The 17,736-nt window shown below is 62.1% G+C and carries 17 protein-coding genes and 1 pseudogene; 2 read left to right on the plus strand and 16 right to left on the minus strand.

All coding sequences use genetic code 11. From position 1 onward, the window contains the following. Nucleotides 1-38: 38 nt before the first annotated feature. The gene (locus tag F8A10_RS15625; RefSeq protein WP_010401069.1) at nt 39-911 is read left to right on the plus strand and encodes a MurR/RpiR family transcriptional regulator; all 873 of its coding nucleotides are present in this window, start codon (nt 39-41) and stop codon (nt 909-911) included. Here F8A10_RS15625 and F8A10_RS15630 read toward each other — a convergent pair. The 16 genes and pseudogenes from F8A10_RS15630 to F8A10_RS15710 all read right to left on the minus strand — a co-directional run bounded on the left by F8A10_RS15630 (nt 908) and on the right by F8A10_RS15710 (nt 16,770). Further along, complete coding sequence (locus F8A10_RS15630; protein ID WP_050804221.1) at nt 908-1,669, minus strand: sulfite exporter TauE/SafE family protein; 762 nt, start codon at nt 1,667-1,669, stop codon at nt 908-910. The two genes, F8A10_RS15625 and F8A10_RS15630, sit on opposite strands and share 4 nt — an antisense overlap. Before the next feature lie 60 nt (nt 1,670-1,729). After that, entirely contained in the window at nt 1,730-2,743 is a 1,014-nt protein-coding gene (locus F8A10_RS15635) for an ABC transporter permease (RefSeq protein ID WP_010400113.1), read from the minus strand. A 31-nt stretch (nt 2,744-2,774) separates the two neighbouring features. Then, on the minus strand, nt 2,775-4,310 hold the full coding sequence (locus F8A10_RS15640; RefSeq protein ID WP_152367837.1) for a sugar ABC transporter ATP-binding protein: 1,536 nt from the start codon (nt 4,308-4,310) through the stop codon (nt 2,775-2,777). A gap of 82 nt (nt 4,311-4,392) precedes the next feature. Next, a complete protein-coding gene (locus F8A10_RS15645; RefSeq protein WP_152367838.1) occupies nt 4,393-5,322 on the minus strand; it encodes a sugar ABC transporter substrate-binding protein in 930 nt (309 codons plus the stop codon). Between the two features lie 303 nt (nt 5,323-5,625). Continuing rightward, entirely contained in the window at nt 5,626-6,210 is a 585-nt protein-coding gene (locus F8A10_RS15650) for a Gfo/Idh/MocA family protein (RefSeq protein ID WP_152367839.1), read from the minus strand. A gap of 145 nt (nt 6,211-6,355) precedes the next feature. Then, nucleotides 6,356-6,499 (minus strand): annotated as a pseudogene (locus tag F8A10_RS22070) (IS256 family transposase); the annotation flags it as partial. 14 nt (nt 6,500-6,513) lie between these two features. After that, nucleotides 6,514-6,852: an IS66 family insertion sequence element accessory protein TnpB gene (tnpB, locus tag F8A10_RS15660; RefSeq protein WP_152367840.1), complete on the minus strand. Its 339-nt coding sequence runs from the start codon at nt 6,850-6,852 to the stop codon at nt 6,514-6,516. After that, nucleotides 6,849-7,205 (minus strand): IS66-like element accessory protein TnpA, encoded by a 357-nt coding sequence (gene tnpA / locus F8A10_RS15665; RefSeq protein ID WP_152367841.1) that lies wholly within the window; start codon nt 7,203-7,205, stop codon nt 6,849-6,851. Before tnpA ends, tnpB begins: the two co-directional genes overlap by 4 nt. A 594-nt stretch (nt 7,206-7,799) precedes the next feature. Next, nucleotides 7,800-10,298, minus strand: coding sequence for a S8 family peptidase (locus F8A10_RS15675; protein WP_152367842.1), 2,499 nt, complete (start codon nt 10,296-10,298; stop codon nt 7,800-7,802). Beyond that, nucleotides 10,291-11,271 carry an AAA family ATPase gene (locus tag F8A10_RS15680; RefSeq protein WP_152367843.1) on the minus strand — a complete coding sequence of 327 codons (981 nt, stop codon included), beginning with the start codon at nt 11,269-11,271 and terminating at the stop codon, nt 10,291-10,293. Before F8A10_RS15680 ends, F8A10_RS15675 begins: the two co-directional genes overlap by 8 nt. 125 nt (nt 11,272-11,396) lie before the next feature. Further along, nucleotides 11,397-11,699, minus strand: a complete 303-nt coding sequence (locus tag F8A10_RS15685; protein ID WP_319805337.1) for a DUF2274 domain-containing protein — start codon at nt 11,697-11,699, stop codon at nt 11,397-11,399. Further along, the gene (locus F8A10_RS15690; RefSeq protein WP_058095930.1) at nt 11,696-11,926 is read right to left on the minus strand and encodes a TrbI/VirB10 family protein; all 231 of its coding nucleotides are present in this window, start codon (nt 11,924-11,926) and stop codon (nt 11,696-11,698) included. Before F8A10_RS15690 ends, F8A10_RS15685 begins: the two co-directional genes overlap by 4 nt. Nucleotides 11,927-12,115: 189 nt before the next feature. Next, nucleotides 12,116-13,507 (minus strand): SAVED domain-containing protein, encoded by a 1,392-nt coding sequence (locus tag F8A10_RS15695; RefSeq protein ID WP_227493456.1) that lies wholly within the window; start codon nt 13,505-13,507, stop codon nt 12,116-12,118. A gap of 23 nt (nt 13,508-13,530) precedes the next feature. Beyond that, nucleotides 13,531-13,992 carry a Mov34/MPN/PAD-1 family protein gene (locus F8A10_RS15700; protein WP_152367845.1) on the minus strand — a complete coding sequence of 154 codons (462 nt, stop codon included), beginning with the start codon at nt 13,990-13,992 and terminating at the stop codon, nt 13,531-13,533. Beyond that, nucleotides 13,970-15,664: a ThiF family adenylyltransferase gene (locus F8A10_RS15705; protein WP_152367846.1), complete on the minus strand. Its 1,695-nt coding sequence runs from the start codon at nt 15,662-15,664 to the stop codon at nt 13,970-13,972. Before F8A10_RS15705 ends, F8A10_RS15700 begins: the two co-directional genes overlap by 23 nt. Next, complete coding sequence (locus F8A10_RS15710; protein WP_227493457.1) at nt 15,661-16,770, minus strand: SMODS domain-containing nucleotidyltransferase; 1,110 nt, start codon at nt 16,768-16,770, stop codon at nt 15,661-15,663. The genes F8A10_RS15705 and F8A10_RS15710 overlap by 4 nt, the downstream gene beginning before the upstream one ends. Nucleotides 16,771-16,854: 84 nt before the next feature. Between F8A10_RS15710 and F8A10_RS15715 the strand changes: the two genes are divergently transcribed. Further along, the gene (locus F8A10_RS15715; RefSeq protein ID WP_152367847.1) at nt 16,855-17,718 is read left to right on the plus strand and encodes a WYL domain-containing protein; all 864 of its coding nucleotides are present in this window, start codon (nt 16,855-16,857) and stop codon (nt 17,716-17,718) included. Nucleotides 17,719-17,736: the final 18 nt, after the last annotated feature.

Genomic DNA, 17,736 nt, shown 5'->3' on the forward strand with positions numbered 1-17,736 from the left:
TGCAATAATTATTGCAGGCTTGGCGGCAGAGGAACGCCATGTCAACAAGCCACCCGCCGCAGGATTACGAAGAGCTGATCCGCATCATCCATGATCGCCACGATCAGATGAGCAAGACCTATCAGCGCATCGCCGTCTATCTGACCCAGAACCCCAACGAGGTCGCCGTCCATTCGGTGAATGCCATCGCCGAGCGCTGCGGCATTCACGCCTCGAGCTTCGTGCGCTTCGCGCAATCCCTGGGCTACAAGGGCTTCAAGGAATTGCAGGCGCTGTTCCAGAAGCGCCTGGCCACCGCCGCTCCGGGTTTCGAGGCCCGCGTCAAGGCGCTGGAAACCGAGCTGAAGGGCGCGGGCGATCCGACCGAGATCGGCTTCCTGCGCGACCTGGTGGTGCGCGACATCGCTTCGCTTCAGCAATTGCTGGACGAGGTGAATCCCGAGGACCTGGCGCTGGCCGCCGACCTGCTGGACCGTGCAGACATCATCTACCTGATCGGCCAGTTGCGCTCGTCGCCGGTGGTGGAACTCCTGCGCTATGTGCTGACCATGCTGGGCAAGCGCTGCGTGCTCTTGGACCCCGGCGGCGGGCTGGCCACGCATATCGGCCGCACCATTCGCAAGACCGACGTGCTGCTGGCGGTCTCGTTTCGCTTCTATGCCAACGAGGTGGTGAACGTGGTCGAGGAAGCGGGGCAGAAAGGCATCGACATCATCGCCATCTCGGACAGCACGCTGTCGCCCCTGGCGCGGTGGGCGCGGGTGCTGTTCCCGGTGCCCGAGCACGATTACACCTTCTCGCGCTCGCTGGCCGCGCCGATGTGCCTGGCGCAGGCGCTGGTGGTGGCCGTCGCTGCCCGCGTGCAGCACAATGACGAGGATCCGCGCATCCCGACCGTGACCGGAACCTAGAGCCCGGCCAACCCGTCCCAGACCAGCTTGACCCCGACCAGCGCCACCGAGGCATAGGTGAAGGGATAGAAGATGCTGGCGCGCATGTGGCGAACCACCCAGCCCCCGAGCCAGGTCGCCCCTACCGCCAGCGGCAGCATGGCTGCGGCGCGGGCCAGGTTATCGGCCCCGAACTCTCCCAGCGCGGCATAGGGGATCAGCTTCAGCGCATTGGTCACGGCAAAGAACATCACCGTGGTGCCGGTGAAGAGCTTCGGATCCAGCCGCAGCGGCATCATGTAGATCTGAAGGGGTGGCGCTCCGGCATGGGCGACGAAGCTGGTATAGCCGGCCAGCCCGCCCCAGAAGCGGGCGGCCGCCGGACGCGCGCCGGCAAGCGCGGTGCCCTGCCCCGTTCCGACAAGCGCGCGCGCCACGAAGGCCAGCGAAACCAGTCCCACGACCAGGCGCACCGCCGAGTCCGAGACCAGTTCGGCGCTGGCCCAGCCGATCCCGATGCCTGCGATCGCTCCGGGCATGATCCGACGCATGATCTGCCAATCGACCCAAGCCCGCCAGCTTGCCACGCTGACCACATCCATCACCACCAGCACCGGCAGCAGGATCGCCGCCGCAGTAACCGGGGGCATGACCAGGGCCATGAGCGGCACACCGAGCAGGCTCATGCCGCCGAGGCCGCCCTTGGAAAGACCGACCAGGACGACGGCCAGCGCGGTCACGGCCAGTTCGGTGGGCGATGCGAAGATGGTCCAATGCATTGCGGCATCCATGAAAAAGGCCCGGAGCGAGGCGCTCCGGGCCCAAAGCCTGGGGGAAGGTCAGGCTTTCTTGCTGCGGGCGTTCTGGCGGAAGGTATCGGCCACCACGGCGGCGACAATGATCACGCCCTTGACGATCTCCTGATAGAAGGCATCGACCCGCAGGAAGGTGAAGCCCGACATCATCAGCCCCAGGATCAGCGTGCCGATCACCGTACCGAAGATCCGCCCGCGCCCGCCGCTGAGCGAGGTGCCGCCGATCACGGCCGCGGCGATGGCGTCAAGCTCATACATCATGCCCATGCCGGCCTGCGCCGTTTCCGCACGGGCGGCGGTGACGATGCCGGCCAGCCCCGCCAGCAGCCCGGCGATGGCATAGACCTTGATCAGATGGCGCTGCACGTTGATGCCCGAGACGCGCGCCGCCTGCGGGTTGGCGCCGATGGCATAGGTGAACTTGCCATAGCGGGTATAGCGCAGGGCGATATGGAAGATCAGCGCCACCGCCAGGAAGATGAAGACTGGCCAGGCGCCCGATCCGATCGCGGCGAAGCTGTCCGTGGGAAAGCTGATCGGCTGGCCCTTGGTATACCATTTGGCGATGCCGCGCGCCGTCACCATCATGCCGAGCGTAGCGATGAAAGGCGGAATTCCGGTCAGCGCGATCAGCGCGCCGTTGATCATGCCGGCGATCAGCCCAAGCCCAAGCCCGACGGCCAGCGGCACCATGACCGGCAGGTCCGTCAGCGCCGGATACATGGCCCGCGCATAATCGCCCGACTGCGCCACGCTCATGGTGATCATCGCCGTCATGGCGACGACCGAGCCCGACGACAGGTCGATGCCGCCGGTGATGATGACCTGCGTGACGCCGATGGCGATGATGCCCACGACCGAGACTTGCAGGATCATGATCGTCAGGCGACGGGTGTTCATCAGAAAGCTCTGGCCCTGGAAGATCCAGCCCAGGATCTCGAAGACCAGCGCGACGGCGACCAGCACCAGCAGGATGTTCAACTCCTGCGGCAGCCCTCGCCGCTGTCGCTTGACGGGTTCGATCTGCACATTGTCCATGATAATATCCTCCTCGGGCGCCGCGCGGGCCTCAGCGGGCCGCCAGTTCCATGATTTTCACCTGGGTCGCCTCGGCCCGGTCCAGGATCCCGGTCATATGGCCCTCGTGCATGACCATGATCCGGTCGGACATGCCCAGAACCTCGGGCAGTTCGGACGAGATCATGATGACGGCGACCCCCTGCTGCGCCAGGCGCGAGATCAGCCGGTGGATCTCGGCCTTGGCGCCGACGTCGATGCCGCGGGTCGGCTCGTCCAGGATCAGGATCTTCGGCTTGGTCAGCAGCCAGCGTGCGATCAGAACCTTCTGCTGGTTGCCCCCCGACAGGTTCTCGATCCGCTCGTCGAGGTTGGGGGTCTTGATCCGCAGCTTGTCCTTCATCTCGAGACAGAGATTGGTCATCCCCCGCTCATCGACGCAGCCCAGCTTGACATGGCCTTCATGCAAGGCTGCGATCTGCATGTTCTCGAGGATCGTGAGCGGCAGGAAGCAGCCGGTCGCCTTGCGGTCCTCGGTCAGCAGCGCCATTCCCTCGCGCATGGCATCGGCGGGTGAGGCGATGGTGACATCGCGGCCGGCGATGCGGATCTTGCCCTCGGTGGCCGGCGTCACGCCGAACAGCGCCTCTGCCACGTTCGAGCGGCCCGAGCCCACCAGGCCGGCCAGCCCGAGGATCTCGCCGCGGCGCAGATCGAAGGTGATACCGTGGAAGGTGCCCGGCAGCGAGAGGTTCTCGACCGACATGATCACGTCGCCGATTTCGGCCTCCTCCTTGGGGAACATCTCGGTGATCTCGCGCCCGACCATCATGCGGATGATGTCGTCGCGGGTCACGTCGGTGCTGGTATGGGTGCCGACATATTTGCCGTCTCGGAAGACCGAGAACTCGTCGGCGATCTCGAACAGCTCGTTCATCTTGTGGGTGATGTAGACGATGGCCACGCCGCGCGCCTTCAGGTCGCGGATGATCTCGAACAGGTGGTCGACCTCGGTTTCGGTGATCGCCGAAGTCGGTTCGTCCATGATCAGCACCTGGGAACGATGGCTGACCGCCTTGGCGATCTCGACCATCTGCCGCTGCGCGACGGTCAGGGTGCTGATCTGCGCGGTCGGATCGATCTTGAGCCGAAGCTGCGCGAACAATTCCCGAGTCATCTGGGTCATCTTGCGGTGGTCGATCAGGCCGAGCGCATTTTTCGGCTCGCGCCGGATCCAGATGTTTTCGGCGACCGTCATCCAGTCCATCAGCGCCAGTTCCTGATGGATCATCGCGATGCCCTGTTCCAGCGCATCGAGCGGGCTGGCCAGAACGACCTCCTCGCCGCGCAAGCGGATGGTGCCGCGGTCGGGCGTATAGATGCCGGCGATGATCTTCATCAGCGTGGACTTGCCTGCGCCGTTCTCGCCCATCAGCGCGTGAACCGAGCCCGGCCGCAGCCGGAACTGCACGTCGTCCAGCGCCACCACGCCGGGAAACTCCTTCCGAATACCCTCGATCTCAAGGATATAGGGCAGGCTCTTTTCCTTGTAGCGTTCGATCGCCTCCAATGTGGTCTTCGAAACCATCTTCCCCCCGAAAGACTGTCAGGGGACGCGGCCCCCGGATTGAGGTCCGGGCATCCGGTGCGCGACCGAATGCCCGCCCGGATCAGTTCTGGGTCTTGTATTCCGCGACGTTCTCGGGCGTGACCAGCTCGAAGGGAACGGCCACGCGCGGCTCGAACGCCTCGCCGCGGGCGATCTTCAGGACGGTGTCCAGCGCACCCTCGCCCTGGCCCTTGGCGGATTGATAGACGGTGACGTCCAGATCCCCCGCCTCCAGCGCCGCCAGCGCGTCCTGCGTGGCATCGACGCCGCCGACGATCACATCGTCCATCGATATCCCCGATGCCTTGAGCGCCTGAACCGCACCAAGCGCCATCTCGTCATTGTTCGAGAACACGGCGTCGGGCTGCATCCCCGAGGTCAGCCAGTTGGTCATCAGGTCCAGCGCCGGGGTTCGCATCCAGTTCGCGGATTGCGAGTCGAGCACGTTGATGCCCTTGCATTCATCCGACTGCAGCACGCGTTCGACCGCCGCGGTGCGCCCGCGCTGCCCGGTGGTGCCAAGCTGGCCCATCAGGATGACGGCATCACCCTCGCCGCCCATCAGCCTGCACATCTCGGTCGCCTGCAACTCGCCCGCCTGCTCTTCGTCCGAGCCGACCCAGGCCTGCTTTTCCGGGAACTCGTCCATGTTGGCCGGCAGCATGTTGACGAAGACCAGCGGCACGCCCGCCCGGTCGGCGATGCGCGACATGGCCTGGCCGGAATCGGCGTCGACCAGCATCACGATGATGCCGTCCACGCCCGAGGCGACGAAATTCTCGATCTGGGACTGCTGGCGGGCGATGTCGCCCTGGGCATCCTCCATCTGCACGGTGACGCCCAGATCGCCGGCGTGGCGCTGGATGTTCTGACGCAGCACGGTCAGGTAGTTGTCGTCGAAGAGCGACATCGCAACGCCGATGGTCTCGGCCTGAACCGTGCCTGCCATCAGCGCACAGAATGCGGTGGCCGTCGCGAGTTTCTTGATCATGTGGGTCTTTCCTCCTCCTGTTACCTCCGTCCGATCTTCTCGCGTCGGACGAAGCCAAAACCTCGATGCGACAAGGCAATATCAAGCCGTTGGCGGAACCGCTGTTCCGCCGCATCCCTTCCGACCTGATGACGACCGCCCGCCATGCCCGAGAACCGTGAGCGATGCGCGTCCCGCATCTTGCCCCTGGCCTCCGCGAGGCAGGGATTCCCTGCCTCGACATCGACCATAGCCCCTCTGCAACGCGATTGCAATAAAAATTGCAGATACGGAATACGGCAACAAACGCTCTCTTGCGCGTGTTTACATGCGAGGCGCCAGCGGCCCCCCGCCTGCTGGCAGATGCTCGACCAACTGCTGGCAATAGCCGGTCGCCAGAAGACCGTCGCGGGCCGTCGCCATGTCCTTGCAGGGCCGGCCGGAACGGCATGCCCGCACCCAGGCTTGATCCTGCAAGCGATAGCTGTCGGCAAAGCGCCCGATCCAGTCGGGCGAATATCCGGCCTGCATCGCACCGCCGCGCCGCAATCGCACCTGCGCCGGTTCGGCCATGGCCACCGTCCCCTCGCGGCCGACGATCTCGGCATGGACGTGGTAGCCATAGGCGGCGTTCATGAACATCTCGACCGAGACGACCGCCCCGCGATCCGTGTGCAATTCGGCCAGCAGCATGTCGCCGGCATCGCCAACCTGCGTCAGGCTTGCCGAGGTGTATTCGGTGTCCAGCAACCAGCGGCAGATGTCGATCTCATGCACCATGGCGTTGGTAACGATCATCGAGCCGTCGAACCAACGCGGCGCCTCGCGATTGCGATGCAGGCAATGTATCAGCAAGGGCGCGCCGATCCGGCCCGCGTCCAAGGCGGCTTTCATTTCGCGATAGGTCATGTTGACAAAAGGGATTCCTCTGGCAGTCGTCCTATGATTCAAGCTCATCTCTACGTGGGAGATGAACTTGGCACGCAACCTGATATCCGACGATGAGTGGACCTTTTTTGTAAGCGTCCGGCCTGACCGCTCTGCCGCGAGCACATAGATGCGCGGTCAGTTCCGCACCGAGCATCCGTTCCATCAGCCGGATCTTCAGCTCCTTCATCAGCCCTGCATCGCCAAGCAGATCCTCAGGCCGCTTGCAGCCCTTCAGCAGCTCGTCCAGCAGTTCGTCGGAAATCGTCATCGTCCTTGCTCCTCTCAGGAAGCATGGACCCAATCACCCATACACAGAAGACCTGACACTCTCCAGAGCATCGCCATCTGCGCCGGGGTCAGCGCAATTTTGCCCTCGGTAGCCTTCGGCCAAGGGAAATAGCCGCGCTCGAGCACTTTGTAATAGAGGCAAAAGCCCTGCCCATCCCAGTGCAGGATCTTCAGCCGGTCGCCCATGCGCACCCGGAACACCAAGAGTGCGCCGCCTGCCGGTTCCTCGCCCAAGACATTCTTCGCCCGCGCGCAGAGCCCGGCGATCCCGCAGCGCATGTCTGTCGTGCCCGCCGCAAGAAACACGCGCACGCTATTCCCGGGCCCGATCATGCGCCCTCCAGAACCCTGATCAACTGCGCGAGGCCCGACGCCGACAGCCCCTCGATCCCGCGCAGGCGCCGGCCGTTCATCAGCTCAATCTCGACCGGCGAGGGTGGAACGGCGGGCATGACCGTCTTCTCTGTCATCTCGACGGGCAGGAACCCGGTCTCCTCCGTCAGGCTTTCGCCCCGCCGCCGGAACTCCGCCCGCCATTGATAGATATGCTGCCGGGTCAGGTCGTGACGGCGCGCGACATCCAAAACCCGCGCCCCGTCCACGCCAACCTCCGCCAGGATCGACCGCTTCTCCGCATCCGACCAGCGCCGCCGCCGCTCAACCCCCGTCAAAATCTCTTGCCGCATGATCCCATCCACCACAGACGACGTCAATAACGACGTCAATAACGACAGGTGGCTAAACCAAAAAACAAACCCTCAGAAGGCGGCCACAATCGGGTGCTTACTCTGGAAAAAATCAACCGCTTCTCCTCGTCCGACCAAAGCGGCTTCGTCCGACGCGCCATGCAAGCACCATAGTGTCCACCATCGATAGTGGACACTATCCCGCACTTTCACCCCAAGGCAGAACGGCCGGTTTCATGGTCGTCCATGCCGTCACCGGGCAGACTCACATATTTGTGACCTTGCCGATTTTACGCTACGGTTTCGGCGCAACTGCTTCCGATATGCTTCCGGGGTGGTTAGGGCATAAATGCAAACGGCCTCCCGGAGGAGGCTTAAGCGCTTGTAATCTAATGGTATCGTTGGTTGCGGGGGCACGCAACCAACGATACTTGCGATTGGTCGAGCAGGAAATTCCCAAGCTCGCCGCTTAGTCTAACCCACTCTACTCTATCAGGAAACAGGAGTTTCAAGTCCCTGAAGCTGCGCGGCTCCACCTGGCCAGACAACGATCCACCCTCAGACAGCTTCCAATGGCACCGCCGAGCGTGCTTTCTATGTTCCGATGGATATGCCCGCAGCTATCAGGTTTTCGACCTCAGCGGCTATAGGCGTGATCAGGTCAACATCAACATCCGGCGTCTCAATGCCAACAACCAGTGCGTAGCGCGTCTTGCTCTCGGCTCGTCCGAGGGCTTTGCGCTCGCGCCACCAGCCTGAAATCGGATACACATAGAGGAGGTTCCGCGCCGCAAGCTCGACAGCGCTGCCCTCCCAGATGTCCAAATGGATTGAGCCGGCAGACACCGATTTCGGCCCAAAGAACCAGCCGTCATTGTCTTCATTCACTGGCCTTGGATCCCCCTCAGCACGGTCATCCTTGTTGACCCGGCGCAGGAAATTCCTTTCCGTCTCCCTCGCTCGCTTCAAGTCGAAGCGAAGACCGAAAGACTGGTATCGTGCGGGATCGATCGCGCTTGCGAAGCTGGGATTCGGCTCAACGAAATACGACAATGTCACCTTCAGCCTGACACATTCGTCACCGAGACCTTCAAGGACTTCCCGCGGCCAAGGCAGACGATAGACATGGGCATCGCCAAACCGCACGTTGCCCCCGTCCATCCGGAAGGGCTGGATGTGCCGCTGGGCGACCAGGGCAAGGTCATCGCGTGCCGACGCTATCGCGCGACGCAGATCTGGCGCTCCATACCCGTACTTCCTCGCAAGGGCCTTTCTCTCGGTCTTGCCAGCAGCACCTGCAAATTCCGCGAGCATGTGCGGCGTCCATCGCGCGCTATGCACCATCAGTGCCCTAACCGTTTCTGGCCAAAAGTCAGGACGCTCAGCCATTACTCTCGCGGCCATCCTTCCCGCCTGGGCGGTCGCCGCGCTGGTAGCCCAGAAAGGTGCAACTGGCTCACGGCCTGCGGCTTTGGACGTCGTCAGCAGGGAAAGAGACGGCAGGCCGGACAGGGCCTCGGCCCCGGACCTGCTGAGCGCGCGGTTTCCAGCTTCGAACACGACCTCCGGCTTTATAGGGGATTGGCTCGGCCGCCAGAGCGTAGTTGTCCGACTGTAAGGACTGCGGTCCCCCGGAGACGACCAGGCAGACCAGTCCTGGTAGCTGCGTTCGGCAATGACGGATTTCAGTGTGGTGCCACCAACAGTAAGCACGTTCCAAGCCTGCGCCGGATCCTCGCCCGGGAAGGCATCGGCATCGGAGATTTCATCCGCTCTGGAATTGTCTCCGATATTTCCGAGCGCCTGCACAAACAGTCGGCGGATGTGGTCGGGCCCTTCCTCTATGGCATCAGCGCCGGAAGAAATCTGGTCGAGAGCCGCACTCCAGCCCGTCGGCTCCGCTCCCGAACGATTCTCGTTCGTAAGCGCCGCACAGAAGACCCGTGGACGTTCAGGTTCCGAGATTTCCGGCAATGAAGTCGCCGAGGTCGTGATCGCACCGTAGGAAAATGGATCATTCGGCTCGAAACCGTCCGGCGGGAGAATTTTCACGGATTCCAGCCGGTGTGACAGGACAGGCCGTGACGCATCCCCCAGGGGCGCTGTAAGATCGCCGTGCAAAGCAAGACCAGCCATTCCGGAGCCATGGCCGATGTCGCTGTGATCGTCGACGCCCCAGGCGGCAACCACAGCGAAGAGATCGCCGCGATCGAGAGCCGGCTCAATCAGGGCGTGTCCTCGATTGACTCCGGTATCGAGCAGGCAAATGGCCGGCACGTCCCTGCCCGGCCAGGTGATGCGCTCGGCGAGATCTTCGACGAAATCATTCGCCATTCCAGAAAGTTCATCGGTGAACACCGCGGGCGTGTCGGTCGCCCGCCGGATCTCGGCAATGCCTCCGGTAGAAAACAGCAGCAGTTCGATCGCGGCGCGGCGACCATGGACAGGGAGAACGATCACCTCCGGAAAGCGGAGCCGCGTGTCGTCGCCTCCGACGGTCAGCCCCAGGCGTTGAGCCAGTTCGTCAACCCGCTCAACCCGATCTGTGAAGCACCAGAGCGCCCACCACATTTCTGCCTGCGGATCGTCTGGCAGTGCTGCTGGGTCGTCACGCCAGAAGGTCTGGAGGCGGGCGGTACGGATATGCTCGACCGGCTCGACGCGGGATTTCTTGGGGATCTTGTCCCCTTGCACCTCGGCGAACGCATAGTCACGAAAGACCGCGTCGAAGACATCGCGTGTATCGTCGGGCACGAAGAGCGCGATACGGCGGATACCGTTCGCGGTGACGGTTACAGCCCCCAGCCGTGTTCCTTCGCGCTTGCGTTCGAGAGTCGTCGGCCCCACCCCCAGCGCAAGCTCAACCTCAAGATAGATTCCATCGGGGGGCGACGTTCCGTCAGGCAGATCGAGCGCTTCTCTCCCCCGATCCGCAGACTGAAAAGCGGCATCAAGTTCTCCGACCACCCGGCGGCCGTGCTCTTCACGGATGCGCTGAAGTGATCTCTGGCGCGCATTGCTGCCAGGAGACTTATAGTCGCGGACAACTCCCAGGCCGCTGAGATCAATATGACGGTGTTCGTATTCAGCCAAGGCGTTCTTTTTCCTCGGCGAACACCGTTTTCATGCTTTGCCTCTTGTTGAGCTGGCGCGTCAAATCGGCCGTAGAAACCTGCCCTCTTTCGGCCAAGATGGCTTCCTTCACCGCTTCTTCGGCAGCATGAACGATTTCCGCCTGGCTCAACCCGTCCGATGCGGCCTCGATGGCCTTCCAGGAGAGTTTGGGGTACTTCATCGGCGCCAGGTGCGCCTTGATGATTGCGCGCACCTCCTCGGCAGTGGGCATTTCGAACCGCAACACCTCATCGAAGCGGCGGAGCAGAGCACGATCCAGAAGGGAAGGGTGATTGGTAGCGGCAACGAGAACGCTGTCGGTCGCAGATGGCTCCTCCATGAATTGAAGGAAGCTGTTCAGGACACGGCGCATCTCGGCTACATCGTTCGCCGCCAGACGGTTGCTGCCGACGGCATCGAACTCATCGAACAGATAGACACCCCTGCGCCGATGAGCCTCATCGAAGACAAGCCGCAGCTTGGCAGCCGTTTCCCCCATGAAGCGCGTGATCAGGCTTTCAAGGCGAATGACAAAGAGCGGCAACCGCAACTCGCCGGCCAATGCCTCCGCCGTCACGGTCTTGCCCGAACCCGGAGGCCCAGCGAAGAGCAGCCGGCGACTGGGTGTCTTGCCGTGTTCGCGGAGCCAGTCCCGGCGCCGCTGCTGAAGCACTACGGTGTCAAGATGCCCTTTGATATCGCTGCTGAGTATGACATCCGCGAGACGGATGCTTGGTTCCCGCAGGTCAAGCAGGCTGTCGAGATCGCCGCGCGGGCGCGAGAAGGAAATCGGAACCGAAGATCGGGTACCACGCTGTGCACGCGCAGCATCCACCGCCGAGCGGATCTCTTCGGCGGTCGCCCGATGGCCCTGACGTGCTTCTCCGGCGGCAACCTGAAGCGCGATGGAGAAAAACTGCTCCTCATCGCCCTCCGCCTGGCTTCTCAGCATCGCCAGTATCTGCTTCGCATTTGACACCGCGTTGCCCTAACCGATCATCGTTTTCGTGGAATCGTAATCTAGTCACATCGATTTGGGAAGTTTTCAATCGCTGCTAGCAAGCAGAGACGTTCCGCTCAGTTGACGCAGGATCCTCCCCTGCCCTCTCCTTGGACACCGCACATCCAATCCCTCACAGCCGGCCTGCCCGCTTTCGCGCTGACAAAGCCGCGATCCGACGCCAGACACCGCGCCAGCTTCGGCACGACGAGCTTCTGCGGAGGGACCGCAACTCCTTGTCCGCCCGTGCCGGCGCGGCCCAGTAACTCTCCATAGAGGGCCAGCCCCCTGTGCAGGCCGACGGGCGGTCCGACGGACCGCTTCTCCGGCGTATCGTCCGCGATCGGCCCCAGCTTCAGCTTCGTCATCATCTTTCTCATGCAGTCTCGAAGATCAAGTCGCGCCCCACGAGAATCCTGATCGGGAATCTCCACCGGATGGTCAGCGTGGGGGCGATCTGCAGCTGGCGCTGGACGATCTGCTGGCCGGCCTGGTTGCTGGTGTCCTGCGCCCCGTCGCGAATGGCGCGGATCAACCGGTTCTCCTCGTCGCCAGCGGCGAGTCCGGTGCCGGCCGCCATCAGCGTCGACAGCCCGGCGGCCTTCATCAGATCCCAGCCTGCCTCCGGCACGCCGACACAAAAGAAAATACCGCTCAGCGAACCGTTGATTACAAATCTGCCGCGTACAGTAGCAGCAATCAGCCGAGGTTCGGAGATGGAATGTTCGAGCGGTTCACGGAGCGAGGGGCGTCGGCCCGGAGAACCATAATATATGAGAAGTATCCCATCCCTCGATCAAATCAAAGCAGTGGGGACATACCTACGCTCGGAAATGACGAACTCATGCAACTGCGTCGGTGCCATCGCATTCCAGCGATGACCAAGCGCTACAGCGAGCGCTGCCGGCCCGGCGAAATAGAGCTGAATCCCTCGCGGGCGAAGGCGTGCAGCGGTGGAATCCACAATGCGCTTGATTGTCGAGACCGCAGCCTGCGCGCACTTGGCCGACGGAATGGGCTCTTCGAGGTAGAGCGCCAATGCCAACTGGCTAGGAATGCCAGCAGTCCGCTCAAGGTCAGCAGAAGGATCACGCAGGATACCTACCGAAACGATGAGTTGATCACCATGCAAAGCCGTCGGCTCAGAAATCCGCCAAGGCTGCCGCATCTCAGGCGAAGGCCGGTCATCGGTCGCCCAGGCACCGTCCCGCGTCGGGATATCCAACTCGAAGCCGATCGCTGCGCGGAACGAGCATCCCAGAGCCATGGCCGCCGTCAACCGGTAGGAACCGCTGAGGGCGATGCGGGATACGGTCTGGCTGCGCAGCCATTGAGCCGTGCGATCCAGCGGCGCGAGAAAATCTTCAGCCCACTCCATTTGCGGCGGGAAGGTCCCGTCCCGCCCGGAAAATGCACTGGCGTCTATCTCGAGGCTCCGCTCGTTCGCTTCATTGCGATCTGACCGGATGTGCAGCGGGAAGCTCTGCGGCAGCGGAAGTGGATGTCCTAAAGCGTCCTCGATCGTCTGGCGCAGGATGGCGCGTCCAAGCGGTGCGCCGATGGAACGCCGGGCCAGCGCGCTCAACGCCTCGAACGCTTCCCCGACCCGTCTAGATGATGCATCAAGGGAGGGATAGGCACGATCGAGTTCTATTCCGAACAGCGTGACGGCTGCGTCGCGATCCGGCAGATTGCGCTCGCAGACTTCGACCGACCCGGCAACGAAGGCCCCAAGAGGATCGCCATAGGTTTCCGTGAGCTGTTTTCGTAGTTCGGCATCGCTTGCTGCCATCACATCAGCAAAGGGGGCGTAGAAAGGTCGGGCCTTTCGCACCCGATCAGGATCTCGGGCAAGCCAACGGACTTTCGGCGGCAACCGCGGCGTGACAAGGGTATGAACGCGCGCGGCATTCGGAAAGGCTGTCTCGAACTCGGAAAATGTCTGCAACACAGCGCGCACATCGGCAGGTGCCAGCACGCCGGCTTTCGCCTGAAATCGTTCGAGCAGCCTCTCTCTCTGTGCATGGGGCGCAAAGAACCGCGCTTCCAGGTCTTCCAACCCTTCAAAGATCATCTGTTCGAAAGCGGGATTGGCAAGCCATGCCGGCATCCGCGCAAGACCATCCCATAGCTGGTAGTCAAAGCCGTCCTGAGCGATCACCCCTCCCATGCCGCGGGCGTCCGTCAAGGCCGGCGCATTCTCACTACTGCTCAAGATTCTACCTCCAATGTCACCGGATGCTCGGCACCCTGCGGATCGAATACCCAAGCGCCGGCGGTCAGCATTGCAGCATCCAACCGCACGATCATCAAAACAGCAAAGGAACCCACGAACCGCGAATCGCGAACGATGCCCCGCATGGCTGCGACATCAGGGCCGCTGGGTTGCACAGCGAAGCTCGGATGACTGTGCCATTCCCCAATATAATTGTAGCGCGTATAATGGCGCTCCGTCCGCTCGAAGAAACGAGCGGCATCCTTGGCGGCTTGCAGCAAATCGACGACGAAGCGGGCGAAGGTTCCGGGACGAGACTGCACGGTCAGCTCCGTCACCCGAAAGATCGACGGCGCCAGTTGTTCACCGAACAATTGGCCTCCGGTTTCCTTGATGCCCGCTCGGCCGAGGGCCGCGACGAGCTTCTCGGTCTGATCAGCCGCCACCGCTATCTTCATCCGCCCCCTCCTTCAACAATTCGAGCGCGAACGCGATCGCCTCCGGTACATCTGCGGCCTGAGCCCTCTCCCCTCGCTCACCGACGTTCAGGCGGATCGTGTGCCCATGCCCGTCAAACAACCAGTTCTTCTGATAGCCCAATAGCAGCCAGGCAGCTTCAGCGGGAGGCGGATGACCATCGACAATATCCAGAATCGTGCGGGCAGCGTGGCCGGCGGTCATCGTGACGGCCGCATCATCAGCAATGACAGGCGACCCGTCTGTGGTCAGCATCTCGTAGCGGCGCGGCCCTGCCTCCGGTGGCTTGATGCCTTGCGTATCACACCAGGCGAGGAAGGTCGCACGACCTTCAACGAAGGGAGGATCACGCGGCGACACACAGGTTGCTATCAGCGCTCCGATACCGCCTTCGAACACTTCTACCGAAACGAAAACCCGACCATTCGCCTCGGCAACGGCAGCGAGGAACAGGGCTGTCGCCGGATCGCCGGTCGCATCGACGATAACATGCGCCGCCGCCAAAGCCTCCACCTGCCAGGCATGTGTCCTGGACGACCGCTGCCAGTTCAGATTGGCATCAACAACTTGGATGTCCGCACCAGGAACGATGTGGAGAAGATGCCGCTTCAACCCGTGAACCTTGCGAAACCCGACGTCGCGCCAGTCGAGCGCATGGCGCTCCAGATTGCCAGGCAACATCACATCGCCGTCAACGAGGGTGAGATGGTGAACACCCGAGCGCAAAAGCGTTTCCGCAATCTTGGAACCCACCGAACCGGCTCCTACGATCGTCACGCGTTTCGCCATCGCCTCCTCGGCGCGTGCAGAGCGCGCACCAATTTCGTCCGGGAGGACGAACACGCGCCGCCGAAAAGTTCCCCCCTCAGTAGTAAGATGAAATATCTCGACCTGCCCCTCAGAAGGAAACATGACGACAGCTGCGACCGACACTTCGACGATTGCGGCCGTCAACGGATCAAATCCAGCGGCCTGGACGAGTCCGGCCCGGTCCAGCGCACCCGGCGGTGGCGGTGGATTGCCGGAAACATAGACCGGCAAAGCTGAACGCCAGTTCTCGATACTGGCGTCCGGGGGGCGTTGCATCGCCCGTCGATCCTCTTCATCGTGAATCATGATCGGCCATACATCGTCATGGGCCAACCAGCGCAAGGCGTTGAGACCGGCGGCGATTCCACTCTTAATCCGCGCCAGACAGCCCGCTCTGATCAGAACTGGAAACGCGCCCCAGTCGTAGGCCTGGAGTTCTCCAATATCATGGGCTGAGGGCGCCCGGTCCTCACCCCCGCCAAGAGGATTTTCGATGACAAGCAGATTGTAGGCGCTGCGAAGGACATCCGCTCCGGTTGCTCTGCCATCCCAGTTGTCAGGCCGAAGCTCCAGGCAGAGCGTCCCGGTGCCATATTGATGTGAACTCCACCGAACCTCACCCTGTGGTTCGACCCAGGCGGGGACTTCGGGATACTGATCAGGATAGATCAACCGGATCGGGTACCGATGCCCGTGCGCAATCAGAAGCCCCTCCGCGCAGAACATATTTTTATGGAAGCGCCAGCACGCCAGCTCAAACCAGTTCTCGTTGTCGGCAACGGCCTCGACCGCGGATTTTTCCGCTGCCAGTCTGGCAGATTCGACGGCCCACCAGAACTTCAAGCGAAACCACGAGGCTTATTCGCCGGAGCGGCCATGGCGTTAGGGAAGGTATAGCCCGCAGCGACAGGCGCCGCTGCCGCGAAGCCTCCGTAGGTCGCTGCCTTCGCCACGTTCGCGGTGAGTTTGAACCGATCACCGAACACCCGGCGCCACTGGCGGGTCGCCTCATCCATATCCACGGCGTCTTGGGCTCGACGGGCTATGTCGGCATAGACGCGAACCTTCTCGATGAAATCCTTCCATTGTGCGACCGACACTTTGCCAAGGATATCGTTCGACGGGTCCGCAGGGTCAGCGAGGAACGGCTTCTGATTATTCGCTGCGAGCCAGGCGTATTCATTGTAGATATTCGCGAGAAGCTGCGCGAACCCTTCGCCGTAATGCGTTTCTGTCGCTGGCGCGTGCCGCGAAACAAGAACTTCCAGGACAAAACCCTTCGGGCGACGCCCGCTCGGGTTCATCCTGCGCCACCACTTGAACAGTTTGACGAGCGGTTTGAACCGGCCGCCGAACCTTTGATTCTGCTCTGCGCTCCAACTGGTATGAACCGGCGGATTCGTGAACTTCCACGTGCCCGTATCACGATCAGGGATCATGTATCCGTTCCAAGCCGGCACGACCGGGACGATATCCATCTCGGCCTGCCACGTCTCCACACGTACCGAGCGCTTGTTGATCCGCTCGACCACGTAACCATTGCCACCATCTTCAAGCGCGCGGCACACTTCTTTCAGCACATCGTCAGGATGATCACTGGTCGAGAAGTTCGTGACGACGATGATGTCAACATCCGGGCGCTCCAACTCGCCAGCTGAAGTGCGCGGCCGGATGGACGTACTGCGAGCATAACTCCCTGACAGAAAGCTGCTTACGTATCTATCCTTGAAGCTCTGCTGGGTCCGCAGGTGTTTACGGATGCCGTTGTGGCCACCGGAAGCCTTGGTCTTCGTCGTTTGGCTGGGCTCGATATCTTCGAGCAATTCGGTAAATCGAGCCTGTGGAACCGGCATGGCACCCTCATATGTTCTTCGTTCGTTTAAAATCAGCGCCATCGACGCCACCCCATCCAGTAGCGCACCTGTCGGCAACCGATCTTCCTTTGCCATTGACTCGCTGGCAAGATAGATATACGAACTATACGCACGCCACGTCAATATCAGATTAGTTTCTAACCCCATGAAGGATCACGAGTGCGCTGGGGCATCGAGCAAAGGCTAGAGTTCATCGAGTTCCGTCTGTTCTGGGAGGGATCGATCAATCGCGCCAACATCACAGAGTTCTTCGGCGTGTCGGTGCCGCAGGCGTCCAAGGATTTGACGCTCTATCAGGAGCGCGCGCCAGGAAACATGGAGTATGACCCCCGCGCCAAGCGCTATGTCGCCGCCGAAAAGTTCGTTCTGCGCTTCCTCGAACCGGACCCTTACATCTATCTCTCGCAGCTTCGTTCGGTCGCCGAAGGCGCCGTGCCCGCGAGCGATTCCTGGATCGCGGCGCTTCCCAGCGCCGATGTCGCGCTGACCCCCAGGCGGGACATCGACATCGCGGTGCTGCGCAAGATTCTCGACGCCAGCCGCGAGGGCGCCTCGATCGACGTCTTCTACCAGTCGATGAACAAGGTGCGGCCGGACCCCATTTGGCGGCGGATCACGCCGCACGCCTTCGGCTATGACGGGTTCCGCTGGCACGCGCGGGCCTATTGCCACCTTGAGCATAAGTTCAAGGACTTCCTCCTGCCGCGCATCCTCGAAGTCGGTGGGAAGGGCGAACCTGGGGAAGCCGGCGAGGGGGACTGGCTCTGGCACAACTATTTCGATGTCGTCATCGGCCCGCATCCGGGGCTTGCGGCGAGCCAGAAGAAGGTCGTCGCCAAGGATTATGGGCTGGATCAGGGAAATGGTGTGCTCTCGGTCCGTTACGCGATGCTCTTCTATGTTTTGAAGCGTCTGGGTTTGCTTGGTGACGCCGCGAAACAGAGCGCCCATACGCAACATATCGTAACGATAAACCGCAAAGAAACTGAGGCTGCGCTTGAGAAGGCGGAGTTTCAGCTATGAGAGAATCGGGGGCGCCGG

This window comes from Paracoccus kondratievae, assembly GCF_009301415.1.
Taxonomy (GTDB): domain Bacteria; phylum Pseudomonadota; class Alphaproteobacteria; order Rhodobacterales; family Rhodobacteraceae; genus Paracoccus; species Paracoccus kondratievae.

Bases quoted from the DNA above. Each gene is read 5' to 3' on its own strand.
- F8A10_RS15625 (WP_010401069.1), top strand. From the start codon at position 39: ATGTCAACAAGCCACCCGCCGCAGGATTACGAAGAGCTGATCCGCATC.
- F8A10_RS15630 (WP_050804221.1), bottom strand. From the start codon at position 1,669: ATGCATTGGACCATCTTCGCATCGCCCACCGAACTGGCCGTGACCGCG.
- F8A10_RS15635 (WP_010400113.1), bottom strand. From the start codon at position 2,743: ATGGACAATGTGCAGATCGAACCCGTCAAGCGACAGCGGCGAGGGCTG.
- F8A10_RS15640 (WP_152367837.1), bottom strand. From the start codon at position 4,310: ATGGTTTCGAAGACCACATTGGAGGCGATCGAACGCTACAAGGAAAAG.
- F8A10_RS15645 (WP_152367838.1), bottom strand. From the start codon at position 5,322: ATGATCAAGAAACTCGCGACGGCCACCGCATTCTGTGCGCTGATGGCA.
- F8A10_RS15650 (WP_152367839.1), bottom strand. From the start codon at position 6,210: ATGACCTATCGCGAAATGAAAGCCGCCTTGGACGCGGGCCGGATCGGC.
- tnpB (WP_152367840.1), bottom strand. From the start codon at position 6,852: ATGATCGGGCCCGGGAATAGCGTGCGCGTGTTTCTTGCGGCGGGCACG.
- tnpA (WP_152367841.1), bottom strand. From the start codon at position 7,205: ATGCGGCAAGAGATTTTGACGGGGGTTGAGCGGCGGCGGCGCTGGTCG.
- F8A10_RS15680 (WP_152367843.1), bottom strand. From the start codon at position 11,271: ATGCTGAGAAGCCAGGCGGAGGGCGATGAGGAGCAGTTTTTCTCCATC.
- F8A10_RS15685 (WP_319805337.1), bottom strand. From the start codon at position 11,699: ATGAGAAAGATGATGACGAAGCTGAAGCTGGGGCCGATCGCGGACGAT.
- F8A10_RS15690 (WP_058095930.1), bottom strand. From the start codon at position 11,926: ATGAAGGCCGCCGGGCTGTCGACGCTGATGGCGGCCGGCACCGGACTC.
- F8A10_RS15700 (WP_152367845.1), bottom strand. From the start codon at position 13,992: ATGAAGATAGCGGTGGCGGCTGATCAGACCGAGAAGCTCGTCGCGGCC.
- F8A10_RS15710 (WP_227493457.1), bottom strand. From the start codon at position 16,770: ATGGCAAAGGAAGATCGGTTGCCGACAGGTGCGCTACTGGATGGGGTG.